Source organism: Pseudomonas sp. GW823-FHT01D03 (assembly GCF_058798255.1).
Window position 1 is genome coordinate 2,690,248 of record NZ_JBXAKK010000001.1, and the last position, 22,059, is coordinate 2,712,306.

22 protein-coding genes are annotated in these 22,059 nt (G+C 59.6%); 9 read left to right on the plus strand and 13 right to left on the minus strand.

Annotation, left to right across the window (positions count from 1 at the left end):
• Nucleotides 1–15 precede the first annotated feature (15 nt).
• Genes AC1RBR_RS11695 through AC1RBR_RS11705 form a run of 3 tightly spaced genes read left to right on the plus strand, consistent with a single transcriptional unit; the run spans nucleotide 16 to nucleotide 2,290 of the window.
• The gene (locus AC1RBR_RS11695) at nucleotides 16–825 is read left to right on the plus strand and encodes a MetQ/NlpA family ABC transporter substrate-binding protein (RefSeq protein WP_492564470.1); all 810 of its coding nucleotides are present in this window, start codon (nucleotides 16–18) and stop codon (nucleotides 823–825) included.
• Nucleotides 822–1,622: a methionine ABC transporter ATP-binding protein gene (locus tag AC1RBR_RS11700; RefSeq protein ID WP_492564472.1), complete on the plus strand. Its 801-nt coding sequence runs from the start codon at nucleotides 822–824 to the stop codon at nucleotides 1,620–1,622. The genes AC1RBR_RS11695 and AC1RBR_RS11700 overlap by 4 nt, the downstream gene beginning before the upstream one ends.
• Nucleotides 1,619–2,290, plus strand: a complete 672-nt coding sequence (locus AC1RBR_RS11705) for a methionine ABC transporter permease (RefSeq protein ID WP_492564474.1) — start codon at nucleotides 1,619–1,621, stop codon at nucleotides 2,288–2,290. Before AC1RBR_RS11700 ends, AC1RBR_RS11705 begins: the two co-directional genes overlap by 4 nt.
• A 586-nt stretch (nucleotides 2,291–2,876) precedes the next feature.
• Here the strand turns inward: AC1RBR_RS11705 and AC1RBR_RS11710 are convergent.
• Nucleotides 2,877–5,258, minus strand: coding sequence for a DUF3772 domain-containing protein (locus AC1RBR_RS11710; RefSeq protein ID WP_492564475.1), 2,382 nt, complete (start codon nucleotides 5,256–5,258; stop codon nucleotides 2,877–2,879).
• A 189-nt stretch (nucleotides 5,259–5,447) separates the two neighbouring features.
• On the minus strand, nucleotides 5,448–5,930 hold the full coding sequence (locus AC1RBR_RS11715; RefSeq protein ID WP_492564477.1) for a GNAT family N-acetyltransferase: 483 nt from the start codon (nucleotides 5,928–5,930) through the stop codon (nucleotides 5,448–5,450).
• A 342-nt stretch (nucleotides 5,931–6,272) separates the two neighbouring features.
• Between AC1RBR_RS11715 and AC1RBR_RS11720 the strand changes: the two genes are divergently transcribed.
• Complete coding sequence (locus tag AC1RBR_RS11720; RefSeq protein WP_492564479.1) at nucleotides 6,273–6,869, plus strand: DJ-1/PfpI family protein; 597 nt, start codon at nucleotides 6,273–6,275, stop codon at nucleotides 6,867–6,869.
• A 31-nt stretch (nucleotides 6,870–6,900) separates the two neighbouring features.
• Here the strand turns inward: AC1RBR_RS11720 and AC1RBR_RS11725 are convergent, their stop codons facing one another.
• From AC1RBR_RS11725 to AC1RBR_RS11735, 3 genes are read right to left on the minus strand one after another with little or no spacing between them, the layout of a single operon-like run.
• Nucleotides 6,901–7,059 carry a DUF2986 domain-containing protein gene (locus AC1RBR_RS11725; RefSeq protein WP_081730283.1) on the minus strand — a complete coding sequence of 53 codons (159 nt, stop codon included), beginning with the start codon at nucleotides 7,057–7,059 and terminating at the stop codon, nucleotides 6,901–6,903.
• A gap of 48 nt (nucleotides 7,060–7,107) precedes the next feature.
• The gene (locus AC1RBR_RS11730) at nucleotides 7,108–7,440 is read right to left on the minus strand and encodes a low molecular weight protein tyrosine phosphatase family protein (protein ID WP_096797690.1); all 333 of its coding nucleotides are present in this window, start codon (nucleotides 7,438–7,440) and stop codon (nucleotides 7,108–7,110) included.
• The gene (locus AC1RBR_RS11735; RefSeq protein WP_492564480.1) at nucleotides 7,437–7,631 is read right to left on the minus strand and encodes a hypothetical protein; all 195 of its coding nucleotides are present in this window, start codon (nucleotides 7,629–7,631) and stop codon (nucleotides 7,437–7,439) included. The genes AC1RBR_RS11730 and AC1RBR_RS11735 overlap by 4 nt, the downstream gene beginning before the upstream one ends.
• Nucleotides 7,632–7,870: 239 nt before the next feature.
• On the opposite strand from AC1RBR_RS11735, the gene AC1RBR_RS11740 reads away from it, so the two are divergent.
• Both AC1RBR_RS11740 and AC1RBR_RS11745 read left to right on the plus strand, forming a co-directional pair.
• Nucleotides 7,871–8,566 (plus strand): tRNA (adenine(22)-N(1))-methyltransferase, encoded by a 696-nt coding sequence (locus AC1RBR_RS11740; protein WP_492564481.1) that lies wholly within the window; start codon nucleotides 7,871–7,873, stop codon nucleotides 8,564–8,566.
• Between the two features lie 72 nt (nucleotides 8,567–8,638).
• Entirely contained in the window at nucleotides 8,639–9,118 is a 480-nt protein-coding gene (locus AC1RBR_RS11745) for a MerR family transcriptional regulator (RefSeq protein ID WP_492564482.1), read from the plus strand.
• A gap of 15 nt (nucleotides 9,119–9,133) precedes the next feature.
• On the opposite strand, the gene AC1RBR_RS11750 is transcribed toward AC1RBR_RS11745, so the two are convergent.
• Nucleotides 9,134–10,138, minus strand: a complete 1,005-nt coding sequence (locus AC1RBR_RS11750; protein ID WP_492564484.1) for an acetoacetate decarboxylase (ADC) — start codon at nucleotides 10,136–10,138, stop codon at nucleotides 9,134–9,136.
• A 37-nt stretch (nucleotides 10,139–10,175) separates the two neighbouring features.
• The gene (locus tag AC1RBR_RS11755) at nucleotides 10,176–10,913 is read right to left on the minus strand and encodes a type 1 glutamine amidotransferase domain-containing protein (protein WP_492564486.1); all 738 of its coding nucleotides are present in this window, start codon (nucleotides 10,911–10,913) and stop codon (nucleotides 10,176–10,178) included.
• 248 nt (nucleotides 10,914–11,161) lie between these two features.
• Between AC1RBR_RS11755 and AC1RBR_RS11760 the strand changes: the two genes are divergently transcribed.
• Nucleotides 11,162–12,241 (plus strand): saccharopine dehydrogenase family protein, encoded by a 1,080-nt coding sequence (locus AC1RBR_RS11760; RefSeq protein ID WP_492564488.1) that lies wholly within the window; start codon nucleotides 11,162–11,164, stop codon nucleotides 12,239–12,241.
• Nucleotides 12,242–12,315: 74 nt separating this feature from the next.
• Entirely contained in the window at nucleotides 12,316–13,548 is a 1,233-nt protein-coding gene (locus tag AC1RBR_RS11765) for an NADH:flavin oxidoreductase/NADH oxidase family protein (RefSeq protein ID WP_492564489.1), read from the plus strand.
• A gap of 188 nt (nucleotides 13,549–13,736) precedes the next feature.
• Here the strand turns inward: AC1RBR_RS11765 and AC1RBR_RS11770 are convergent, their stop codons facing one another.
• A complete protein-coding gene (locus AC1RBR_RS11770) occupies nucleotides 13,737–14,129 on the minus strand; it encodes a MerR family transcriptional regulator (protein WP_095140111.1) in 393 nt (130 codons plus the stop codon).
• A 74-nt stretch (nucleotides 14,130–14,203) separates the two neighbouring features.
• Between AC1RBR_RS11770 and AC1RBR_RS11775 the strand changes: the two genes are divergently transcribed.
• Nucleotides 14,204–15,283 (plus strand): SDR family oxidoreductase, encoded by a 1,080-nt coding sequence (locus AC1RBR_RS11775; protein ID WP_492564491.1) that lies wholly within the window; start codon nucleotides 14,204–14,206, stop codon nucleotides 15,281–15,283.
• Nucleotides 15,284–15,459: 176 nt separating this feature from the next.
• On the opposite strand, the gene AC1RBR_RS11780 is transcribed toward AC1RBR_RS11775, so the two are convergent.
• The 5 genes from AC1RBR_RS11780 to AC1RBR_RS11800 form a co-directional block, all read right to left on the minus strand.
• On the minus strand, nucleotides 15,460–17,850 hold the full coding sequence (locus AC1RBR_RS11780; protein ID WP_492564492.1) for a TonB-dependent siderophore receptor: 2,391 nt from the start codon (nucleotides 17,848–17,850) through the stop codon (nucleotides 15,460–15,462).
• A 118-nt stretch (nucleotides 17,851–17,968) separates the two neighbouring features.
• A complete protein-coding gene (locus AC1RBR_RS11785) occupies nucleotides 17,969–18,949 on the minus strand; it encodes a FecR domain-containing protein (protein WP_492567228.1) in 981 nt (326 codons plus the stop codon).
• Nucleotides 18,936–19,451, minus strand: coding sequence for a sigma-70 family RNA polymerase sigma factor (locus AC1RBR_RS11790; RefSeq protein WP_166497925.1), 516 nt, complete (start codon nucleotides 19,449–19,451; stop codon nucleotides 18,936–18,938). Before AC1RBR_RS11790 ends, AC1RBR_RS11785 begins: the two co-directional genes overlap by 14 nt.
• Nucleotides 19,452–19,675: 224 nt before the next feature.
• Nucleotides 19,676–20,797, minus strand: a complete 1,122-nt coding sequence (locus tag AC1RBR_RS11795; RefSeq protein WP_492564494.1) for an SMP-30/gluconolactonase/LRE family protein — start codon at nucleotides 20,795–20,797, stop codon at nucleotides 19,676–19,678.
• A 115-nt stretch (nucleotides 20,798–20,912) separates the two neighbouring features.
• Nucleotides 20,913–21,947, minus strand: a complete 1,035-nt coding sequence (locus tag AC1RBR_RS11800; protein WP_492564495.1) for an NAD(P)/FAD-dependent oxidoreductase — start codon at nucleotides 21,945–21,947, stop codon at nucleotides 20,913–20,915.
• Between the last annotated feature and the right edge of the window lie 112 nt (nucleotides 21,948–22,059).

The following is a 22,059-nucleotide window of genomic DNA, read 5'->3' on the forward strand; positions in this document are numbered from 1 at the left end:
TCAAGGACTCCGCCCATGTTGAAAAAAGCAGGTTTGACCCTGGCCGTGCTCGGCGCGCTGGTGACTTCGTTCGGCGCGCAGGCACTGGAGCCGCTGCGCGTGGCGGCCGACCCGGTGCCCCACGCGCAGATTCTCGCGTACATCCAGACAATCGATCCGCAACTCAACCTCAAGTTCATCGAGATTCCTAACGGCGTGAACTCCAACGAGCTGTTGGTGCATGGCGATGTCGATGCCAATTACTTCCAGCATCTGCCGTATCTGAAATCCCAGGAGCAAGCGCTGGGGCAGAAACTCGCGGTGGCCGCCACGGTGCATATCGAGCCGCTGGGCATCTATTCGCGCCGACACAAAAGCTTCGCCGACGTGCCGGAAAAAGGCACCGTGGCGGTGCCCAACAACGTCACCAACCTGAGCCGTGCGCTGTACCTGTTGCAGGATAACGGGCTGATCAAACTCAAGCCCGGTTTCAAGGATCCGGCAGCCGATCAGGCCACACCCAAGGACATCGCCGAGAACCCGAAACAGCTGAAGATCCTTGAGATCGAATCGCCGCAAATTCCTCGGGCGCTGGACGACGTCGACCTTGCGGTGATCAACGGCAACTACGCGCTGGAAGCCGGACTGGTGCCGGCCCAGGATGCGCTGGGGCTGGAGAAGGCCGAGCACAATCCGTACGCCAACATTCTGGTGACCACGCCGACACTGCAGAACGATCCGCGCATCGCACAACTGGCCAAAGACCTGACCTCGCCGCAAGTGGCGAAATACATCACCGATAACTTCAAGGGGTCGGTGATTCCGGCGGAGGATGCCAAGCCATGATCGTCGTCGAGCAGTTGAGCAAGACCTACCCGGCGGCGCCGGCACCAGCACTGGATCAGGTGTCGCTGAGTATTCCCGACGGCGCGATCTACGGCATCCTCGGGCGGAGCGGGGCAGGCAAGTCGACCCTGTTGCGCTGTCTCAATCTGCTCGAACGCCCGGACAGCGGGCAAATTCTCATCGACGGCGTGGACCTGCTGACCTTGTCGCCCAGCGACCTGCGCCGCCAGCGGCAGCGCATCGGCATGATTTTCCAGGGCTTCAATCTGCTGCATTCGCGCACCGTCTTCGACAACATCGCCGTGCCGCTGGAAATCGCCAACGTCGGCAAACCGTGGCGCCATGTGCGGGTGCGCGAGCTGCTGGAACTGGTCGGCTTGACGGACAAGGCGCAGGCCTTCCCCTCGCAGTTGTCCGGTGGGCAAAAACAACGGGTGGGGATCGCCCGCGCGCTGGCTGCCGAGCCTGCGTATCTGCTGTCGGACGAAGCCACCAGTGCGCTGGATCCGCAAACCACGGCGTCGATTCTTGAGCTGCTGCGCGACATCAATCGGCAACTGGGCGTGACCATAGTGCTGATCACCCATGAGCTGGAGGTGGTCAAGTCGATCTGCGATCACGCGGCGTTGATGGCGGACGGGCGCCTGGTCGAGTCCGGCCCGGTGCCGCGTTTGCTCGCCGATGCGCAATCGAGTCTCGGCATTTCGTTGCGTCCGACCTGCGGCCTGCCGCTGGGCCACGACATTCCCGGGCTCAGCTTCCTCAAGCAATATGGCGTGCGGGCGGCCCAGTCATGAGCCGCGCGATCAACTGGGATGAAATCCTGCAACTGCTGTTCAACGCCACCGGCGAAACCCTGTACATGGTCTTGCTTGCCGGGCTGTTCACGCTGCTGATCGGTTTGCCGCTCGGGGTGTTGCTGTTTGTCAGTCGGCGCGACGGACTGTGGCCGCTGCCACGCCTCAATGCTGCGCTGGGTTCGCTGGTCAATCTGGGGCGCTCGCTGCCGTTTGTGGTGATGTTGATTGCACTGATTCCGCTGACCCGTCTGCTGGTTGGTACGACGCTGGGCAGCACCGCTGCGGTGGTGCCGATCACCATCGGCGCGTTTCCGTTTTTTGCGCGGATCGTCGAGAACGCGCTGGACGAAGTCGACAAGGGCCGCATCGAAGCGATCCTCGCCATGGGCGGCGATATCCGTCATGTGATTTGCAAAGTGCTGTTGCCCGAAGCGCTGCCGGCACTACTGGCGGGGATCACCCTGACGCTGGTGATGCTGATCGGTTTTTCTTCCATGGCCGGGGTGATTGGCGGTGGCGGCCTCGGTGATCTGGCGATCCGTTATGGCTATCAGCGTTTCAACAATGAAGTGATGGTCGCCACCGTGGTGGTGCTGGTCATTCTGGTGCAGGGCGTGCAGAGCCTGGGCGACCGGCTGGTGCGTTCGTTGGCCCATCGACGTTAAGGAAATTTATGAGTGCAGCGGTGCCCGCCAGGCCGCCGAGAACACTGTGGGAGCGGGCTTGCTCGCGAAAGCGCTGTGTCAGTCGCCGGAGATTTTGCCTGTGCCGGTGTCTTCGCGAGCAAGCCCGCTCCCACAGTGGATTTTTGCCAGCCAGCGATCCAGTGGTTGCCACGAAATCCTGTGGGAGCTGGCCTGCCAGCGATGAGGCCAGGTCGGCCAGCACAATGCCCAGGCTGATATCCATTGTAAGGATCACCGCTAATCCGTGTGGGAGCGGGCTTGCTCGCGAAAGCGCTGTGTCAGTCGCCGGAGATTTTGCCTGTGCCGACGTCTTCGCGAGCAAGCCCGCTCCTACAGTGGATTTTTGCCAGCCAGCGATCCAGTGGTTGCCACGAAATCCTCTGGGAGCTGGCCTGCCAGCGATGAGGCCAGGTCGGCCAGCATAATGCCCAGGCTGATATCCATTGTAAGGATCACCGCTAATCCGTGTGGGAGCGGGCTTGCTCGCGAAAGCGCTGTGTCAGTCGCCGGAGATTTTGCCTGTGCTGACGTCTTCGCGAGCAAGCCCGCTCCCACAGGGGGGCTGTTACGGGGCGGCGGCTGGTTTCGCCAGCGCAATCCCCGCATCCCCCAGCCGCTTGAGTATCTCGAACAGCAGATCACTCTTGGTCCCGCCGACGATCCGTGGGCTGCCGACGTAGCCTGTCACCGTCAAGGTGATGCCATCGGGCGACAGCTTGCTGAAGCGCACGTACGACGCCGGTTTGTCGAGGATGTTTTCGTTTTCGCGGTAGGTGTTCAGCAGCAGTTCCTTGACCTGTTCGGGGTCGATGTCCAGCGGGAACATCAGCTCCAGGCTCGCCACCCCCTGGGCGCTGCCGCCGAGGGTGACGTTGCGCAGGTTTTGCGAGATCAGTTGCGAGTTGGGCACGATCACGATGGAGCGGTCACTGAGCTGGATTTCCGTGGCGCGCACGTTGATCCGGCGGATGTCGCCCTCGACGCCGCTGATGCTGATCAGGTCGCCGACTTTCACCGGGCGCTCGGTGAGCAGGATCAGCCCGGAGACGAAGTTCTTGACGATCTCCTGCAAGCCGAAACCGATCCCCACCGACAGCGCACTGACGATCCATGCCAGATTGGTCCAGCGCACGCCCAGCGACGACAAGGTCAGGAGGATGACGGTGGCATAACCGATGTTGGAAAACAGCGTGCTCAACGACGCGCACATGCCCGGATCCATGTCGGTCTTGGGCAGGAATTCGTTGTCGAGCCAGCGGCGCAGGGCGCGGATCAGGTAGATGCCGATCAACAGCGCCAATACCGCATTGATCAGATGCGCCGGGACGATGTTCAGCTTGCGCAAGCCGGCGCCGCCGAGAATACCCATGACATTGGTGGTCAGTTGCCCGAACGTGGTGCCGATGCCGCCGACGAACAGGGTGATCACCGCCAGCAACAGCAGCCCGGCACGGCTGGCACCGGACAGCACAATCGATATCTGCTCCAGCCGCCGGTCGCCCATGCCCAGGGTCTGCTTGATGGTCTTGCCGGCGGAGTAGCGCGGCGAGAACAGGTACTCGCAGGCATCCTTGACCACTTGAATCAGCAAATAGAACCCGGCCAACACGATATAGGCCCACACCAACTCATAGGTGACGAAGCGGGCCAGCGACACGTAGCCGGTGAGCAAGGCCAGCGCCGATATGCACATGCACACCGTGGCAATGCTGTAGATCGCCCCGGCAAACGTGCTGCCGGCCTCCGGGTCATTGGCGGTGAGCAACGCCTTGCGCACTTTGCCGACGCGCAACAGCAGCGGCACCAGAATCACGATCACCACGATGGCAATCACCCCGCGCTGGGCGATCACGATCTGGCTGCTCATGCCGGTGGCGTTGCTGACTTGCACCAGGGTCACCAGCACCAGCAGGGTGGCGGCGAGAATCCGTGGATAGGGTTGAAGCGCCAGTGCCACCGAGTCGGCAATCGCCGGCAGCCGCCACGATGGATGCTGGGTCGACAGCAGTGCGCGGCTCAGCGCGGTGATCAGGACGCAGGCGTAAACGGCTTTTTCGAACTCCTCGGAAAAAGTCTGCAGCATGGGCGTCAGTGGTTCGTGGCGGGTGCCGGCATAGAACAGCAGATGCAGAGCGATGGCCGTGGTGCCCAGGGTCGCCAGCGCCGAGGCGAATGCCAGCGCGCTGCGGCGCAGGCGCCCCTCCGGCATGCGATGGATGCACAGCCAGGTCAGCCCGCGCTCGGCGAGCCGGCGGCCGACCGTCCAGAAAGCCAGCGCCAGCAGCACCAGCACGCAGGTGAAAAAGCGCTGCCCGGGCGCCCAGACCGTGGCCCAAGTGACGCTGACCTGATCGATGAAAAACTTCAGGCGCTGACGGTCATCCGGCTCCGGCACCACCAACGGCGACCAGAAGGCCGGACTCAGGATGCTGTCGGTGCGCAGCGTCAGTTCGCTTTCGAGCAGCGTGCGGCGAATGCCGGCGATTTGCGTGATCAGCTCGGCGGCACTTTGTTTGAGCGCGGCAAGGCTTTTGAGCGTGGCATCGACCTTGTTTTTCTGCTCGTTGAGATACGCCCGTTGTGCGGCGATTTCCGCCTGTTCGGCGGCAATCTGCGTATCCGGCGCCGCGCCGAGCACGCCCAACTGCACCGCCAGTTGCGCCTGCTGCGGCAACAACGACGCCGACAACCGATCGACATCAAGAGTGAACGTCTGTACCCGGTCCTGCGGGCCTTCGAGCTGGTTGTAGTTATTGGCAGCGGAAATCTGCTGCTTCAACCCGTCGAGGCGCAGTTGCAGCGCTTGCAGATCACTTTGCGAGACCTCCACCAGCGGCGCCGGAGTCGTCGCCGAAGACGCCGGCAAATCCGCCGCCCACAACGCCGAACCGCCCGGAGCGAGCAGGAGCAGCGCGACAAAAAACAATGACTTCAATGTGTTGCGCATGAGAGGGGCCGGTTCTCGTTGATCACACAAGCTATGAGGTTAGGTGATCGAACCGGGCGCGGCGGAAAATTTCGGGGCCCATGGCGGTGCCCTGGCTGACGGCGTCCTCGGCGCATTTCTTGCCAACTTGTTCGAACTGCAGAGAGCGTGGCATTGAATGTCCTTATACGTTGAATCAGGAAAGGTCTTTTACGCGGATGGATTCGGATCACGGCAGTTGGTTGTCAGGGGCCTGGTTCTGGTCGCTGTCCACGACATTTCGATATGCGTTTCCGTCGCGCCAGTCTGGCGAAAGCCCAGCCGTTCATAGAGCTTCTGCGCCAAAGTGTTCGTACGAAAAGCGCCCAATTGCAACGGCACTTGACGTGCGGCAGCTTCCAGCTGGAGGTTCTTCAGAATGCGCGAGCCAATGCCCTTGCCTTGGTATTCGGGCGAAATAGCGATGTTCTGAATATGGATTCGATCTTCCTTATCCAGAATCTGCACGTATCCAACAATCCCGCCGTCTTGTTCAATAACCGAAGTGGCTGCGCATGCGAATTCCGTTGCGAAATTTGCGCGTTGCCAACTCTCATTCCAGCCCCATATTTTCTCGATGTGTTCGCGCAAGACTACTCGATGCAAGTCGAAGAGGGCTGTCAGATCGCTATCGGTGGCGGGGCGTACCGTCATGCTGATCTCCGATTTGTGCTTTTGGATTGGTAAGGCTAGTGGCTGCAACAATAAACGGCAATTCGGATCGATATGCCCCGCAGCATCTGATTGCCCCAAGTACGTCGAATGACGAAGACAGTTGCGCGGCGTGGAAGCGCAGGGTGGTCTGTCGATAAAGCGGCGCGGGGGAGAACGGCGCCAGCGCGGCCAGTGTTTTCAGCAGGAGCGAGGTGATTGGGCTTTCAGTACCTGGGCTGCCAAATGTCCGTCGATGTCGGATGGCAATGTACCCATGACAATTTTTTGATTGTGATGAGCGGCAGATTTTACGATGAGTCATCGCCCATTTAGAGACTCACCATGCACATCGCCATCCTGACCTTTGAAGGCTTCAACGAACTCGATTCGCTTATCGCGTTCAGCATTCTCAACCGGGTGAAACAGCCCGATTGGCGCGTGTCGATCGCCAGCCCGACGGAAAAAGTGCGTTCGATGAATGACCTGGTGATCGAGGCTCAGGTGTCATTGGAGGAGGCGAGCGACGCGGACGCGGTGTTGGTGGGCAGCGGAAGTCTGACCCGGGATATCGTGGCGGATACCGAGCTGATGGCGCGGCTACGGCTCGATCCGCAGCGCCAGCTCTTGGGCGCCCAGTGCTCGGGCACGCTGATCCTGGCAAAGCTCGGTCTGCTGAATGACGTTCCAGCCTGTACCGATCTGATCACCAAGCCCTGGGTTGAGGAGGCCGGCGTGGCAGTGCTCAATCAGCCGTTCATGGCCAAGGGCAATGTCGCCACCGCTGGCGGTTGCCTGTCCTCACAATATATGGCGGCCTGGTTCATCGCCCGTCTGGCCGGTGTGGAGGCTACCCGCAACGCGTTTCATTATGTGACGCCCGTTGGCGAGAAAGAGCTCTACATCGATCGGGCGATCGCGAACATCGAGGCGTATCTGTAAAGCACGTTTAATTGAGGCCTGATGCAGCCAATCAGCTCTCGCGGGTCTCAACCGGTTCGGCCGCCGCTTCGGCAGCCAGTTTCGCGCGGTCGGCCTTGCTGATGTACTTGGGCTTTTTCGGCGCGAGTTTGGCGCTGGCCTTCTTGGCCTTTTCCTTGAACAACTGCTGCAGTTTCTTTTGGCGGTTCATGTTTCTACTCGATTTGAAAGTACGGTGATGAGGATGGCAGCCTGAGCACTAAGCCCGAGGCTCGAGATAAGGCTTCACGGCGTCCTCAAGAATGTCCACCAGCTCGGGATCCATGAAGCGATAGTCATCTGGAATATCCAGCGTGTGGATCGGCTTGTGTTCAAGTAATCGGGCGTATTCGGCTTGCAGGCGATTGAGGTGCTTGCGTTCCATGACAAAGATGACATCGGCCCAGCGGATATCCGCCGGGCCGATGGGTTTGCGTGCGTTGGGGCTGGTGCCTGCCGAGCGGGCCTCGAACCCGGGCCGACGGCGCCAGATCGCTTCCGCCGTCGGACTGCGCCATTGGTTGCGGCTGCAAACGAACAGGAGATTGGTCACACTAGATCCAGCAATTGGCGGGTGGTGCGGATGGGATAGCTCATGCCCAGTTGACGTGCCCTGGCCAGTTTGTCGGCACGGGTATACATCAGCTTCCAGTTCTTTTGCGGTTTGAACTTCAGCGGATCAGCCGCTTTGCCGTTGCCGCGTTTACGGGCCTGATGACGTCTCCAGGCGCGGGTTCTTTCCATGCTTCATTTCCTCGTGAGTACCGGGTTCAGCAGCCGCGGTAATACGAGTTGTGGGTATGGTAAGCGTGAATCGACGCAGTGGCTAGGTGGTTGAGCCGTTGAAGCCTTGCCTCTGCAGCCACTGGTCACACCAGCGCAGTAAGGCGCTTGCCCGGATTTGAAATACCCACCATTGCCCGCTAGAGTCGCGCCCCTTGTCCGGCAGCAGTGCCGGCGATGGCTGGGGAAGAGGGCGACAGTTGAACGAACACACATTGTCCATGCGACTGGAGCGGGTGGCGGCGCATGTACCGGCCGGCGCGCGCTTGGCGGATATCGGCTCGGATCACGGCTATCTGCCGGTGGTGCTGATGCGCCGTGGCGCCATCGTTGCGGCGGTGGCCGGCGAGGTGGCGCTGACGCCGTTCCATGCCGCGGTGCGCACGGTGCGCGACAACGATCTGCAGCAGCACATCAGCGTGCGTCTGGCCAGTGGCCTGGCGGCGATCGAACCTGATGACGGAATCACCGCGATCAGCCTCTGCGGCATGGGCGGCGAGACGATTCGCGACATCCTCGACAGCGGCAAGGCGCGTTTGCACGGTCACGAGCGGCTGATCCTGCAACCCAACGGCGGCGAGCAGCCCTTGCGCCAATGGCTGATGGACAACGGCTACCGCATCCTCGACGAGGAAGTGCTGCAGGAAAACCGCTTCTTCTACGAAATCATCGTCGCCGAGCGCGGCGGGCCGGTGCGCTACAGCGCCGAACAGCTGTACTTCGGCCCGTTGCTGATGCAAGCACGCAGTCCGGCATTCCTCGCCAAATGGCAACGTTCTTTAAGGCAGCAACAGAAAACCCTGAACAGCTTCAAACAGGCGCGCCAGGCTGTGCCCGAGGAGAAGCTGGAAGAGGTTGCGCGACAGGTGCAGTGGATGACCGAGTTGTTGGCCTGATTTGCTGTGTTGGCTGTTGCACCCCTTCAGGTTTAAAGTCAGCTTAAAGGTTAACGTGCTGCGGAGTCGGACATGAGAATTGGTGAACTGGCAAAAATCAGCGGACTGGCGCCATCGCGTATCCGTTTTTACGAGGCGAGCGGGTTGATCACTTCGGTCGCGCGCAAAGCCAATGGCTATCGCGATTACGCCCCCGACACACAGTGGGTGTTGCATATCATCACCGGCGCGCAGGCGGCAGGTTTCTCCCTGGAGGAAATTCGTCAGTTGATGCCGATGAACGCGAGTGGCTGGCAGCACGACCAGTTGCTCAGTGGCTTGAAGCAAAAGGTCGAAGAAATCGAAGTCCTGCAGCAACGGCTGGCGCAGAACAAGGAACAACTGTTGCTGGTCATCAAAGGGATCGAGGGCAAACCTGCGGGTATGGCGTGTGCGGACAATGCGCAGAGGCTGATCCAACGGCTTTGCGAAGACGGCGTGGCTTCTGCGCCCGCCAAGCAACCAGCAGCTGCGGCAAGAAAAGCAAACGCCCGTCAGGCATCCAGAGCCTGACGGGCGTTACAGTTTTCAGCGCTTGCCAACCAGCGTGGCAAGCGGTTTTGGCGCATAGAGCGCACTCTGAAACTCAGGGACATATTCGTACTTGAGCATTTTCCCCAAATTCAAGTCGCGCAAGTAGTTCGACAGGCTGCCATCGCCCAGTGTCAGCGTGGCGGCATCCGCGTCCCGGCTGGAACCGTGGCTGAGCTGGCGCGACACCGCGTAGCCATAGGCCAGTTCGCCCTGGTGATCGAGGTTGGTGAAACTGCTGGTGACGATATCCTCATCGCGCGACAGTTTGTCGAGCTTCTTCGCAGCGAAGGACACGTCCGGTTTGCCGGTCTGGCTGTCGCTGATCTCATAGATCACCGATTGCCCGTTTTCTTTGCGATCAATCCCGGTCAGCCATTTCGGCAGGTTGTAACCGACGATTCCGCGCACCCGTGCCAGCTCGGTATTGACCGGCAACTTGAGCACATAACCCCAGAAGTCTTCTGACATCGACTGGCCAATCAACGTGAGCGGGCCCAGGTTGGCTTTGCCGGGTTTGTTAGTGATGATCGACACGGCAACTTCGTTATAGGCGTCGTTATCGCAATGCTCGTAGGTGTACGCAGTGAATGCGATCAAGCCGCGTCCTGGCCAGACTTGCAGCGGCTGCACGGTGGCCAGTATTTCGGGCGGCATCAACGCCCGGAGCCGGTCGAGGTCGGCCGTGTAGATCGCCGTGACACGACTGTTCTGGTAGTAGAAGTTTGGGGAATAGGACTCGAAGCCAATGTCGACCTTGTGCTTTTCCAAGCCCTTGAACCAGCTCAAATCAACGCCCGGGACTTCGGCGGCAATCACCGACAACGGCGGATTGGAGCGAAAGCGGTCATAGAGGCCACCCTTGACGACGGGTACTGAATGGCCGGCAATGTCGATGGTGTTGGTCTCGGTCAGATCGGGCATTTCAGGTGTCTCCGCCAACGTAGCGTTGGCAAAAGTGGTGATCAGCAATCCTGTTAAAACGGCGCTCGCGAGTTTCAATCGGACGTTCTCCGGTGGGTAGGCACTACGAAAAGATTCAGCGCGTTCGTGCGCCGGCGCTGAGCACCGCCATCACGGCTTCAGCCACGGCCTTGGGCGATTGAGGGTTCTGGCCGGTCACCAGTCTTCCATCGGTAATGGCAAACGAAGTGAACGGCAGCCAGCCCTTGCGGTAGTGCGCGCCCTGGCTCACCAAGCGGTCCTCAAGAAAGAATGGCACCTGATTTTTCATGCCCGAGAGCAGCTCTTCGCGGTTAGAGAAACCGGTGATGTTTCGGTTCTTGATGATCAATTGGCCTTGGCTGTCCTTCAGATCCAGCAGACCCGCTACGCCATGGCACACGGCCGACACGATGCCGCCCTGGTTGTAGATGGTTTCGGCGACACGGCGCAGGTCAGGGTTGTCGGGAAAGTCCCACATGACGCCATGGCCCCCGGTAAAGTAGATGACGCCGAAGCGGGACGGATCGACCTCGGCGATCGGCAGCGTATTGGCCAGGCGCGCGCGGAACGCAGGGGACTGCAAGTGCTCCCGCGCAGCCTTGTCCATGTACAACCAGCCCAGACTGCGTTCGTCCAGAGGCACCGCGCCACCCTTGGGGCTGGCAAACACGGTGGTGTAGCCGGCCGCTTCCACCACATCGGTGAAGTGGGTCAGCTCGGTCAGCCACAACCCGGTGGTATCGGTGCGAGAGGGATAGCTGGCGTGATTGGTCATGATCACCAGGATCTGGCGATCCTTGATAGCCGCCGACTCAGCATTTGCAAACGTCATGAAAGCACCACCTATCAATACCAGGGCAGAGGAAACAAGGGTCTTGAGCATCTTCCGGGCTACATCGAGCAAGCAGGTGGGAGCATGCTCACCTTAAACCTCACTTTAAGGTCAACCCCGCTGCTGCGAATAATTTGTGCTGATGCCACCGGACTTTCGCTTGACCCTCAACCTGACTTTAACGCTAGCGTCTGAAGCTGATTGGGCAAGGCAATAACGCCGGTCATCAATCCACTCAGGAGCCAGGCATGAGTCAGCAAGACCAACCGGATACACCGATGAAATGGATGATTTATGGCGCCAACGGCTATACCGGCGAACTGATCGCTCGCGATGCCGTCAGGCGTGGACTCAGGCCGGTGTTGGCCGGACGTAGCCGCGACAAGGTCGAAGCGTTGGCCCGGGAGCTGGGTCTCGAAGCCCGGGTGTTCGGTCTGGACGACCCTGCGCGGTTGCTGGCGCAGATCAAGGGCCATGGTTTGATTCTGCATTGCGCGGGGCCGTTTTCCGCGACCGCCGCGCCGATGATCGAGGCCTGCCTGCGGGCCGGCGCGCACTATCTGGACATCACTGGCGAGATTGCCGTATTCGAACATGCGCAGTCCCTGAATGAGCGGGCGCGGGCAGCGGGGTCAGTCATTTGCCCCGGCGTCGGCTTCGATGTAGTCCCGACCGACTGCGTTGCCGCCGCCCTGAAAGACGCGCTGCCGGATGCGACGCATCTGGCGCTGGGCTTCGATTCACGTTCAAGCTTTTCACCCGGCACTGCCAAGACTTCAATCGAAGGCCTGGCGCAGGGTGGCAAGGTCCGACGTGACGGCAAGATCGTTTCCGTGCCGCTGGCCTACCGGGTACGGCGTATCGATTTCGGTGCCGGGGAGAAGCTGGCGATGACCATCCCCTGGGGCGATGTGTCCACCGCCTGGCACACCACCGGCATCGCCAATATCGAGGTGTTCATACCGGGTTCGGCGGGGATGATTCGCGGCGCCAGGCTCGCCAACTGGATTCGTCCGTTGCTGGGACTGTCGTTTGTGCAGCGGCTGCTCAAGGCGCGCATCGGCAAGACAGTCACCGGCCCGGATCAGGCAAAACGTGCTGACCAAGGCACCTATGTGTGGGGCGAGGCCCGCAATGCGCGCGGTGAAAGCAAAGTCGCCCGCGTGCACACCGCGAACGTTTACAGCCTGACGATCGACGCTGCGTTGGCGGTGGTCGGCTATCTGTTGCAGACAACACCACCCGGCGGTGCCTACACACCTGCGCAGTTGTTGGGCGCGGATCTGGTAACGCACTTGCCAGGGTCGAGCGAAATCAACATTGAATGACCTTGAAAAAAGTCATTGACCTTAAAGTTGACTTCAATCTTATGGTGGCCTCATCTCCAGTTGAGGACCGCCCCATGAGCTTGTTCGACCCCCTGACCTTACCCAACGGTTCGACCATCAAGAACCGCATCGCCAAAGCCGCCATGGAAGAAAACATGGCGGACGCCGACCAGGCGCCCTCCGCAGAGCTGATGCGTCTGTATCAGGCGTGGGCCGACGGTGGTGCCGGGCTGATTATCACCGGCAACGTGATGGTCGATGGCCGCGCCATGACCGGGCCGGGCGGCGTGGTGCTGCAGGATGATCAGCAACTCGACAAGTTCAAGCGCTGGGCGCGGATCGGCCGTTCTGCCGGTGCGCAGTTCTGGTTGCAGATCAATCATCCGGGGCGCCAGATGCAGTCCAGCCTCGGGCAGAAAACCTGGGCGCCGTCAGCGGTACCGCTGGAGCTGGGCAAACTGTCCAAGCGTTTCGCCACACCCCACGCGATGACCGCCAGTGTGATCGAGGACGTCATTCAGCGTTTTGCCAATACCGCACGCCTGGGTGAACAGGCGGGGTTCACTGGGGTGGAAATCCACGCCGCTCACGGCTATCTGTTGAGCCAGTTTCTCTCGCCACTGACCAATCAAAGGACGGACGAGTGGGGCGGCTCTCTGGAGAACCGCGCGCGGTTGTTGGTCGAGATCGTCAAGGCCGTCAGGGCAGTGGTTTCGGCGCAGTTCGCAGTGGCGGTGAAGCTCAATTCCGCCGATTTCCAGCGCGGCGGATTCACCGCTGACGATGCGAAAAAGGTAGTTGAGCTGCTCAACGATCTGGGCGTGGATCTGGTGGAACTGTCCGGTGGCAGCTACGAAGTTCCGGCCATGCAGGGGGAGGCGCGCGATGGTCGAACCCTGGCTCGCGAGGCCTATTTCGTCGAATTTGCCCGAGACCTTCAGACCGTTGCCAAAATGCCAGTGATGGTCACCGGCGGCATCCGCCGTCGTCCGGTGGCCGAAAGCGTCGTGCACAGTGGTGTGGACATGGTCGGCATCGGTACCGCGTTGGCCATCGATCCGTACCTGCCGCGTGACTGGCTGCAGGGCAAGGACAACGCCCCGCAATTGCCGCCGATCACCTGGAAAAACAAGGCCATCGCCGCCCTGGCGAACATGGCGGTGGTGAAGTTTCAGCTGGGTAAACTCAGTCAGGCGAAAAAGCCTGATCCGGGGGTGTCACCGTTACGCGCGCTGATTTTGCAGCAGATCGCCATGGCGTTTCGCACCCGGCAATATCGGCGCTGGGTGGAAAAACGTTTGGCATGAGTCGCAAGGCATTTCAATCGTGACGTTGGCGGACGCTCTGACGAGAGTCCGGCATCGCCCAGTCGAAAATGGCCGCGACATCACACTTTGCGCATGACCTCCCCATGGCATTTGCTGTTCGGCAAACTGCCTCGACTCGCCCGCAACGTGACCCAGACAATAAAAAACCAAGCTGCACCGCAAAAGACTCAATGATTGGCAGCGTCGCTCAGTTGTTGAAGCTCAAGTTGCCTGGCAGCACTCGCTTCGAGGGCCGCACGCTCTACATCCAGATATCGATGAATGCTTTGGAGGTTGGCAATTTTCTGTTTGATTTCGGCCATCTTCTTTTCAATCAGCTTCGCGCCGTCAGCACAATCGATCAGCTTGTTGCGCTGCGCATCGAGAATCTCGCCTATTTCCCCCAAAGAAAACCCCATGCTTTGGGCGCGCTGGATAAAGTCCAGATCCTGCAGGGTTTGCTCGGTATAGACGCGATAGTTGTTGGTTTGCCGCAGCGGTGAGATCAGGCCGATTTGCTCGTAGTAACGCAACGTATGACGGCTGGCGCCACTGCGGATTTCGAGTTCGCCGATTTTCATGAAAACACCGCTTGACTGTAGAGTTGGGTCGATACTTTACGCTTGATTTCTCACCTTCAACAAGGAACAGGGAAATGAGCGTGGAGTGTTTTGTCACAGGGGGTACTGGCTTCATCGGTCAACATTTGCTGGCGAACCTGAGTGCAAAAGGTCACACCCTTCGGGTGTTGATGCGTCGCCCGGAGCGGCTGGCTGCGTTACGCGAGCAAGTTGATAATCTGGGCGGGTGCGCGGCACGGGTATTTGCCGTCGCTGGCGATCTGGAACAGGACAATCTCGGACTGAGTCTGGCTGACCAGGAAGTGCTGAGGCGCGCCAGCGTCGTATTCCATTTGGGCGCCCACTTCGCATGGGGGCTTTCAGTTGAGCACTCGCGCGCGGTGAATGTGCAGGGGGCAAAGCGTGTGGCGCTGTTGGCGGCTGAGCAAAAAAGCCGCTTGGTGATGATCGGCGGCTACATGCTGAACAATCATGAACATCTGCAACGCATCGGCATTGATCCTCGTCATCCGGAGTTGACGAATTGGCCCGCCGTCTACCGGCGTGTCGGTGGTTACGAGGCAAGCAAACTGGAGGCGCATTTTGCGACTCTGGAAGTCATGTCGGCCAAGGGCGGGGAGATGACTGTTGTGCACCCTGCGACGGTCTGTGGTCACAGCCGCACGGGGCATATCCTTGACGGTCAGCCGCTGGTGGCGCTGATACGCAACCTGGTGCAGGGCAAGATGACTGCCGTGCCCGGTACCGCCGAGCACTGGCTGCCACTGGTCACCGTGGATTATCTGGTCGAGCTGGTGGCCGCTTGTGCTTTTGATCCTGCCATGGTGGGCGAGGAACTGCTGGCGCTTGATGATCAGACTCCAAACTTGCGAGAACTCCTGGCGCAGGTGGCTGAACCTTTGGGCTTGAAGTCCCCCAAGCATCACATTTCACTCCGATTGCTGAAGTGGCTACTGAGTATTCCCCCGGTCGCGTGGTTTTTGAATACCAGACCCGAAGCCTTGGACTTTATCCAGACCACTCGTTTTAACACTGCGGCAGTCGAGCAATTTGCCAACAGGCATGGAATCGCCAAACCGGATATACGTCAGGCGTTGCAGCTCACGGCAACATTCGTTAACGCGTACTGCATAACCAAGGGCAGGGCGCTCTGACGTTCAGCGCTATCTCGGTCGACGACAAGCGGTCAGCATGGCGGGCAGTTATAGCTGACGCGTAACGACTTAAATCGAACACCCTTGCATCACCTTGCCGATTGATGGCCAGGTTGACGGTGCCCGCGGTAAAGCGGGCACCGTTTCCTATATGGAAAAAAGGCTTACTCGCCGGCTTACCAGTTGTAACTCACTTTGGCGGTAATCTCCCGACCCGGGTTGTAGAAGTTCGCTGTGCCGGAACCGACCACGTGCTGCTCATCCAGCAGGTTGCTGACATTCACTGCAAGTTCGGTACCCTTGGCGATCTTGTAGTTGAAGGCGGCGTCGAACAGTGTGGTGCCATCGCTTTTGCCGGAGTTGGCTGCATCGAAGTAATAAGAGCCGACGTAGCGCGCACCCAAGCCAACGCTGACATCAGTGCCGGGTACGTCGTAATAACTCCAGAGCGAAGCGGAATGCTTGGGTGCCGTGGAGAACTCATTACCCTTCAGGGAACTGCCGTCGTACAACGAACCGCGCAATACCTCGGACTCCATATAGGAATAGCCACCGATCAGGCTGAGGTTCTGCGTCACCTGCGCCTTGGCCTCCAGGTCGAGGCCGCGCGCCCGCGACTCGCCCACTGTCTGTTGCTCAATGATGCCGCTCGGCAGCACCACGGCGATGGTGACGTTTTCCTGGGTCAGGTCGTAAACGGCTGCGGAGAACAGTGCGTCCATCCCCATCGGCGCATACTTCACGCCGACCTCGTACTGCCTGCCCGTCTGCGGTGTCACCCCGACCTGCGGCGGCGAGACGGATTCCACCATGCTCACATAGGTGGACACCTCGTCGTTGACGATATAGGTCAACGCGCCTCGGTAGGAGGTTTCGGAGAAGTTGTCCTTCTCAGTGGATTGCAAGCCTTTGCTGGTCAGGTCCATCGAGTCGTTGCGCACACCGCCGGTAACGATGAAACGCTCGTAGAACGACAGGTTCTGCTGAAGGAATACGGCCTTGGTGGTCGCGTCTCGCTTGTTGACGGCATACGGCGTGATTGAGCGTGAAACGCCAGTAAACACGGGATTGGCAATGTCAATCGAGGTCGTCGGGGCGTAGACCGAGCTTTCCCTGGTGGTCGAATCGAGGTACTCCACGCCCACCAGGCTGCTGCTGTCGATGTTCTCGAAGCGGGCATCGTATTGCAGCATCAGATTGCCGTTGAACTGGTCGGCTTTGGTGTCCGTGCCAAACTGATACCGGTCAACGCTCGTACCGACACGTGCGGCGCTGTCGCTGAGGTAAACGTAGCCGAAATCATCGGTCAACTTGCTGTAACGCAGGTTGCTGCGCAGCACGAAGCCGTTGTCGAAGTCATGGGTGATGTTACCGCTGAGGCTGGTGCGCTCGACATCGTGAAAGTTATAGCTGGGTTCGCCATAGAACTTGCTGCGGTCGTATTCCTTGTCCAGCGGATAGCCACCGCTGTTTGGCGAACTTTCGGTCTTGAGGTAGTCCAGAATCATCGTCGCCGACGTGTAATCCGTCGGTGCCCAAGTGAGGCCACCCATAAACAACTGGTTGTCGTCCTGCGAGTGATCGTATTCACGGTCGCTGTTTTGGCCTTTGGCAGTAAAGCGGCCAGCTACGGTTTTCTCGTCGTTGAGTGCATCCCCGACATCGATGCCCGTCTCTACATGGTTAAACGAACCGTAGGTCACGTAGCCTTGACCAAACTGCTCGAAACGCGGCTGTTTGGTCACGAAGTTCACCGAACCGCCCGGATCCGCGGGGCCAAACAGCGTGGAGTTGGCGCCACGCAGAATCTCGATGCGCTCATACGCGAATGGATCTTCGCGTACGCCGCGCATCGAACTCAGGGTCAAGCCGTCACGGTAGGTGGTGGCCTGGAAGCCGCGGATCTGGAAATAGTCGTTGCGGTCATCCGTACCGTAGAAGTCACTGATCACGCCCGGCGTGTATTGCAGCGCCTCTTCCGTGGTGCTGACGCTGCGTTGCTGCATTTCCTTGTTGGTAACAACCGACACCGATGCCGGTGTATTGAGAATGCTGGTTGCCACCTTGCCGCCAACCCAGAGCTCCTTGGCGACCACCGAGTTGGCATCGTCGTCGGCACTGACCCTGACCTTGGCATTGATGATCAGGGGGGCAAGGCGATAGTCCTCGACGTCCGTTGCGTCGAGCTCCAGCGGGCCGGCGGTCTTTGCTTGAGGGACCAGCAGGTACGCATTCGGGCCTTGCTGTTCGATCTGCAACTCGCTCCCCTGCAACAACGATGACAGCGCTGCCGACGTTTCGAGCGTGCCATTCACGCCAGCAGTGGTGCGGTTCGCGACACTCGACGCGTCGAAGGAAAGACTGATGCCAGCCTCGCGCGCAAAGCGGTCAAGCGCCGGCGCCAGTGGGCCCGCAGCGACGTTCCACTGTTTGACTTGATTGCGCGGGGCAGCGCTCGATGTTTGCGCCAGCGACGGCAATGCGTAGCTGCTGACGATCACACCCAAAATCGCACCGTGCAAGGCACGATTTAATGGATGGCGCTGTGAAACCGGGGACGAACTCATTTTCTCGCTCCAAGAAAGGACATCGGCAGACTGGCCTGTATTCCGGCCTTCCTTAGAGGTCGAACGAGAATGAGAAACCACCTCATTAATTTTCCGGTAGCAAAAAGTTTCGGTTTACTCAGGTGGCGGCGGTCACGGTGACCCAATAACGGGTCCGGTAATCTACGTGCAAGTGCAGTGACTGCGCGATCAATGCCAGAACCTGATCGTTGTCGGCGAGCTGGAAGGTGCCGGAAACGCGACGATCAGCGACCTCTTCGGCGCAACGCAATACCCCGGGGCGATAACGCGACAACTCCACGATGAAATCATTAAGGCGCATATTGCGCGCACTGATCACCCCGTCACCCCAGCTCCATAGATCAAGGCCCGTGTCACTGAACGTTCGCACGCCACTGGTTGTGAGCAGCAGCTGATTTCCTGCCTCGACGCTGCGGCTTGCAGGCGTTTGACTGGAGCCGGGGAACAGGGTGACTGATCCTTCCTGAGCCGCGACCAGCGTGCCATCGTCACGTTCGCGCGCCAGAAAGCGGGAACTCTGAGCACGCATGATCCCGTCACGTGATTGCACCCAGAACGGCCGTGCTTGAGGCGAGTGTTGATCCGCGCCGACATTCACGATGATTTCACCACGTCGCAGGATGATCAGGCGTCGCCGGGCGTCGAAATCGCTGTCGACCGCGCTATCGCTATTGAGCTGGATACGGCTGCCATCATTGAGCTGGAAACTTCGTTGCTCGCCGGTGCTGCTGCGCTGCTGCGCAAGCATGGCTGGTACGGGTGTGTAGTCTCGGCCGAGCCAGACTGCAGTGCCAACAGCAGCAAATATGCCCAGTAGCTTCAGGCTTTCCCGCCGCCGGATTCCATGATTGGTGCCATTAAGGGTTTGTCGGGCCAGTTGAGGTGGCACGCCGGCGAATTCATCCCCAAGCGTTTCCACACGCTGCCACGCCAACGCATGCTCTGGGCGCTGTTGCAGCCAGTGCTCAAAAGTGTGCTGTGTTTGTTCATCGGCTTGATTGAAGCGAAGGCGCACCAGCCATTGAATCGCCTGCTCAACGATGGCCGGATCCAGCGCCTGCGGCTCACGCCTCGACATAACGCAAGCGATAGCAGTGCTGCAGGGCCGTGGCAAGGTCACGCTCCACGGTCGCGCGGGAAACCCCCAGCTTTTCGGCTATTTGTGCGCACGTCAGACCGTCTAGTCGGGCAAACAAAAACGCCTGGCGAACTCTTGGTTTAAGCATATTGAGCATGCGGTCTATGCGCTCGAGCGCATCAAGAATCATCAGCCGGCTTTCCTCCGAGGGAACCTCGTGTTGAGGCAGCAACATGACGCTTTCCAGGTAGGCGCGTTCGAGTTCACGACGACGATACTGATCAATCATCAGTCCGCGGGCGATACTGCTCAAATAGGCGCGTGGTTCGCGCAAGGGGCTGGACTGACGGGATTTGAGCAGTCGCACGAAGGTGTCCTGCGCCAGATCTGCTGCGTTATCGCGACATCCAGTGCGTCGGATCAGCCAGCCGTGTAACCACGAGTGGTGGGTGCGATAGAGCAGCCCTAGATCTGCAGTGCCTAGTGTTTCATCGCTGCGCATCGGAATCCCGGCAAGTACATAATTGATAATTAATCGCATTCTACTCAGGGGATAGGCCTTAGGCAAATACGTGGCGCTCAGTGTTCGTTCTTGGGCAAACGTCATCATTCTGTAGAGGCCTGCGAGTGGACGCGCGATGAATGGGGTCGACTGCCGCGCAGCCTCGGATGCGCGGCAGGAGCTTGTTTCGATACTCAGGAACTATCGTGAAACTCGCGTTGTTTCTACAACGCAAACGTCGTCCCACGAGTGTTCACAAACAGCGAGTAGATCGAGTGACTACTGGCCATGAACAGTCGATTGCCTTCGCGCCCCCCGAAGCACAAGTTCGGGCAGCGCTCTGGCAGGGAAATGTGCCCGATGGCCTTGCCCTGCGAATTGAAAACACGCACGCCGTCGAGTTTTTCCAGGTCGGCCTTGGGATCACCATTGCCGCCCCAGCCGCACCACAGGTTGCCCGCTTCGTCGCACTTGATGCCGTCAATCGCGGCATAGTCCAACCCTTCGATGTGCTTGCGGCGTTCGCCCAGGGTGCCGTCGTCTTTCACCGCAATCGCCCAGATCAGGCGATTGGGCTTGGCGCGACCTTCGACGACATACAGGGTCTTTTCATCGGGAGAAAAGCACAGGCCGTTGGGGCCGTTGAGGTCGTCGATTACCCGAGTGACTTTTTGGCTCTCGCCGTCGATGCGGTACACGGCGTGGGGTTGGGTCGGGGTGACTTTGTGGCCTTCGTAGTTATTGCTGGTCTGGAATGGCGGGTCGGTGAACCAGATCGAGCCGTCACTTTTGCAGACGATGTCGTTGGGCGAGTTGAAGGGCTTGCCGTCGAAGCTGTTGGCCAGTACGGAGATCGTGCCATTGTGTTCGGTGCGCGTGATGCGGCGCCCTTCGCTAGTGGTGGTGGAGCCTTCGCAAACGATCAGACGCCCTTGGCGATCCCGGCACATGCCGTTGGAAAAGTTTGAGTGTTCGCGGTACACCGTGAAGGAGTCGGTGATTTCGTCCCAGCGCATGATGCGATTATTGGGGATGTCGCTGACCAACAGATAGCGGCCATCACCGACCCACACCGGTCCTTCGGCCCAGCGCATGCCGGTGGCGAGTTTTTCAACACTGGCGTTGAAAACGCGTAGCTCAAGGAAACTGTCGTCGAGGATGTGAATCAGTGGATCAGGGTAGCGCTGACTCAAGGGTTCGGCGGCATCGGAAAAGCGGGGTAGTGCGGCGCTGCCGACGGTGGCGAGCGTGGCGGAAACAGCGAGCGACTTTTTCAGGAAACTGCGGCGGGTATTGCCTTTCGCGTGGTCAAGGCTTTGAGGCTTGGCGGACAGGAATGAGTCCATGTAGCGACCTCCGTGGTTTTATTTTTGTTGAGGAGACCTAGTAATACCCTGTGATAAGACATCGTACAAGTCGGCATCCCATCGCCAGCGCTGCATTTTATCGCGGGAGAGTTGCTCAAACCGGTGATTGGAATCGATCCGGCCGACACGGCGCTAACGCGGTCGCAAAGCCTCCCCCGACGATCTCCTCGGCCACCAGTCGTCCTACGACTGCCGCCAGTGTCACGCCCGGATGCATGACGCAAACATAGGCACCACTGAGGTTGGGCAGATAGCCAATGACTGGAATGCCATCGACCGGCATCGGTCTCAGGCCGACGCACGCCAGTTGCGGCTCTATGGATAGCACCCCGTGCAGCGCGTGCTGGATGGCGTTGGCCGTTCTCTGCGCGATGGCTTGCGCACTGTTTTGCGGCGCTTCATCTATATAGTCTTCCGCAGCGAGCAGATTACCGTCGGCGTCGTGCCTGATTTCCATGTCAGGGCTGGAGATGATCGTGTTCACTCGCTGCGGTTGGGTTTGGTAACGGATGAATATTGCGGGTGAGGCGTCGATGGGCAGGGCGACGTTCAGTTGATCCACCAACAGCGGGGTGGCGGTTCCGGCTGCCAGTACGACAACGTCGGCATCGTGCTTGCCCGTCGCAGTGATCACGCCGCTGACGATACCGTCCAGAATCTGCAAACCGAGCACTGGCGTCTGGGTAAGCAGAGTCGCTCCATGCGCCTGCGCACCTGCAATCAAGGCCCGCGTTGCCTGCACGGCATCCAGCGCGCCTTCTTCGGCGGCAAAGAACGCCCGTTCTGGAGGATGTTTGAGGTTGGGTTCAAGCTCGAGAATCTGCGCGCTATATATAGAAGGCGCTTGAAGTGAGCCATCGCCGTAAGACAATGCGCCAGTCCAGCGCACCTTCAGCCCCGGCAGTTCGGATTCAAGTCGGCGGTATTCTGCGATGGCCGCTGCGCGCAGCGGCGCAACGGAGTCGTGACCGCCGTGCGAAGTGTTGATCCAGGCAAATGAGCAGCCCGTCACACCGGACGCAATCTCACCGGCCTCGATCACAACCACTTTTGCACCTTTCACGGCGAGGTGATACGCCAATGACGCGCCGACGATTCCCGCGCCGATGACGATGATTCGTTTACTCATATCAACCTCCGTTGTCGAGGCGCTGACGTTACTACATCGCCGCCCTTTGACGCAGGCTTGCTTGGCCCAATGATATCAGGGAAGCTGCGCCGAACCCGGTTATGGGCAGAGT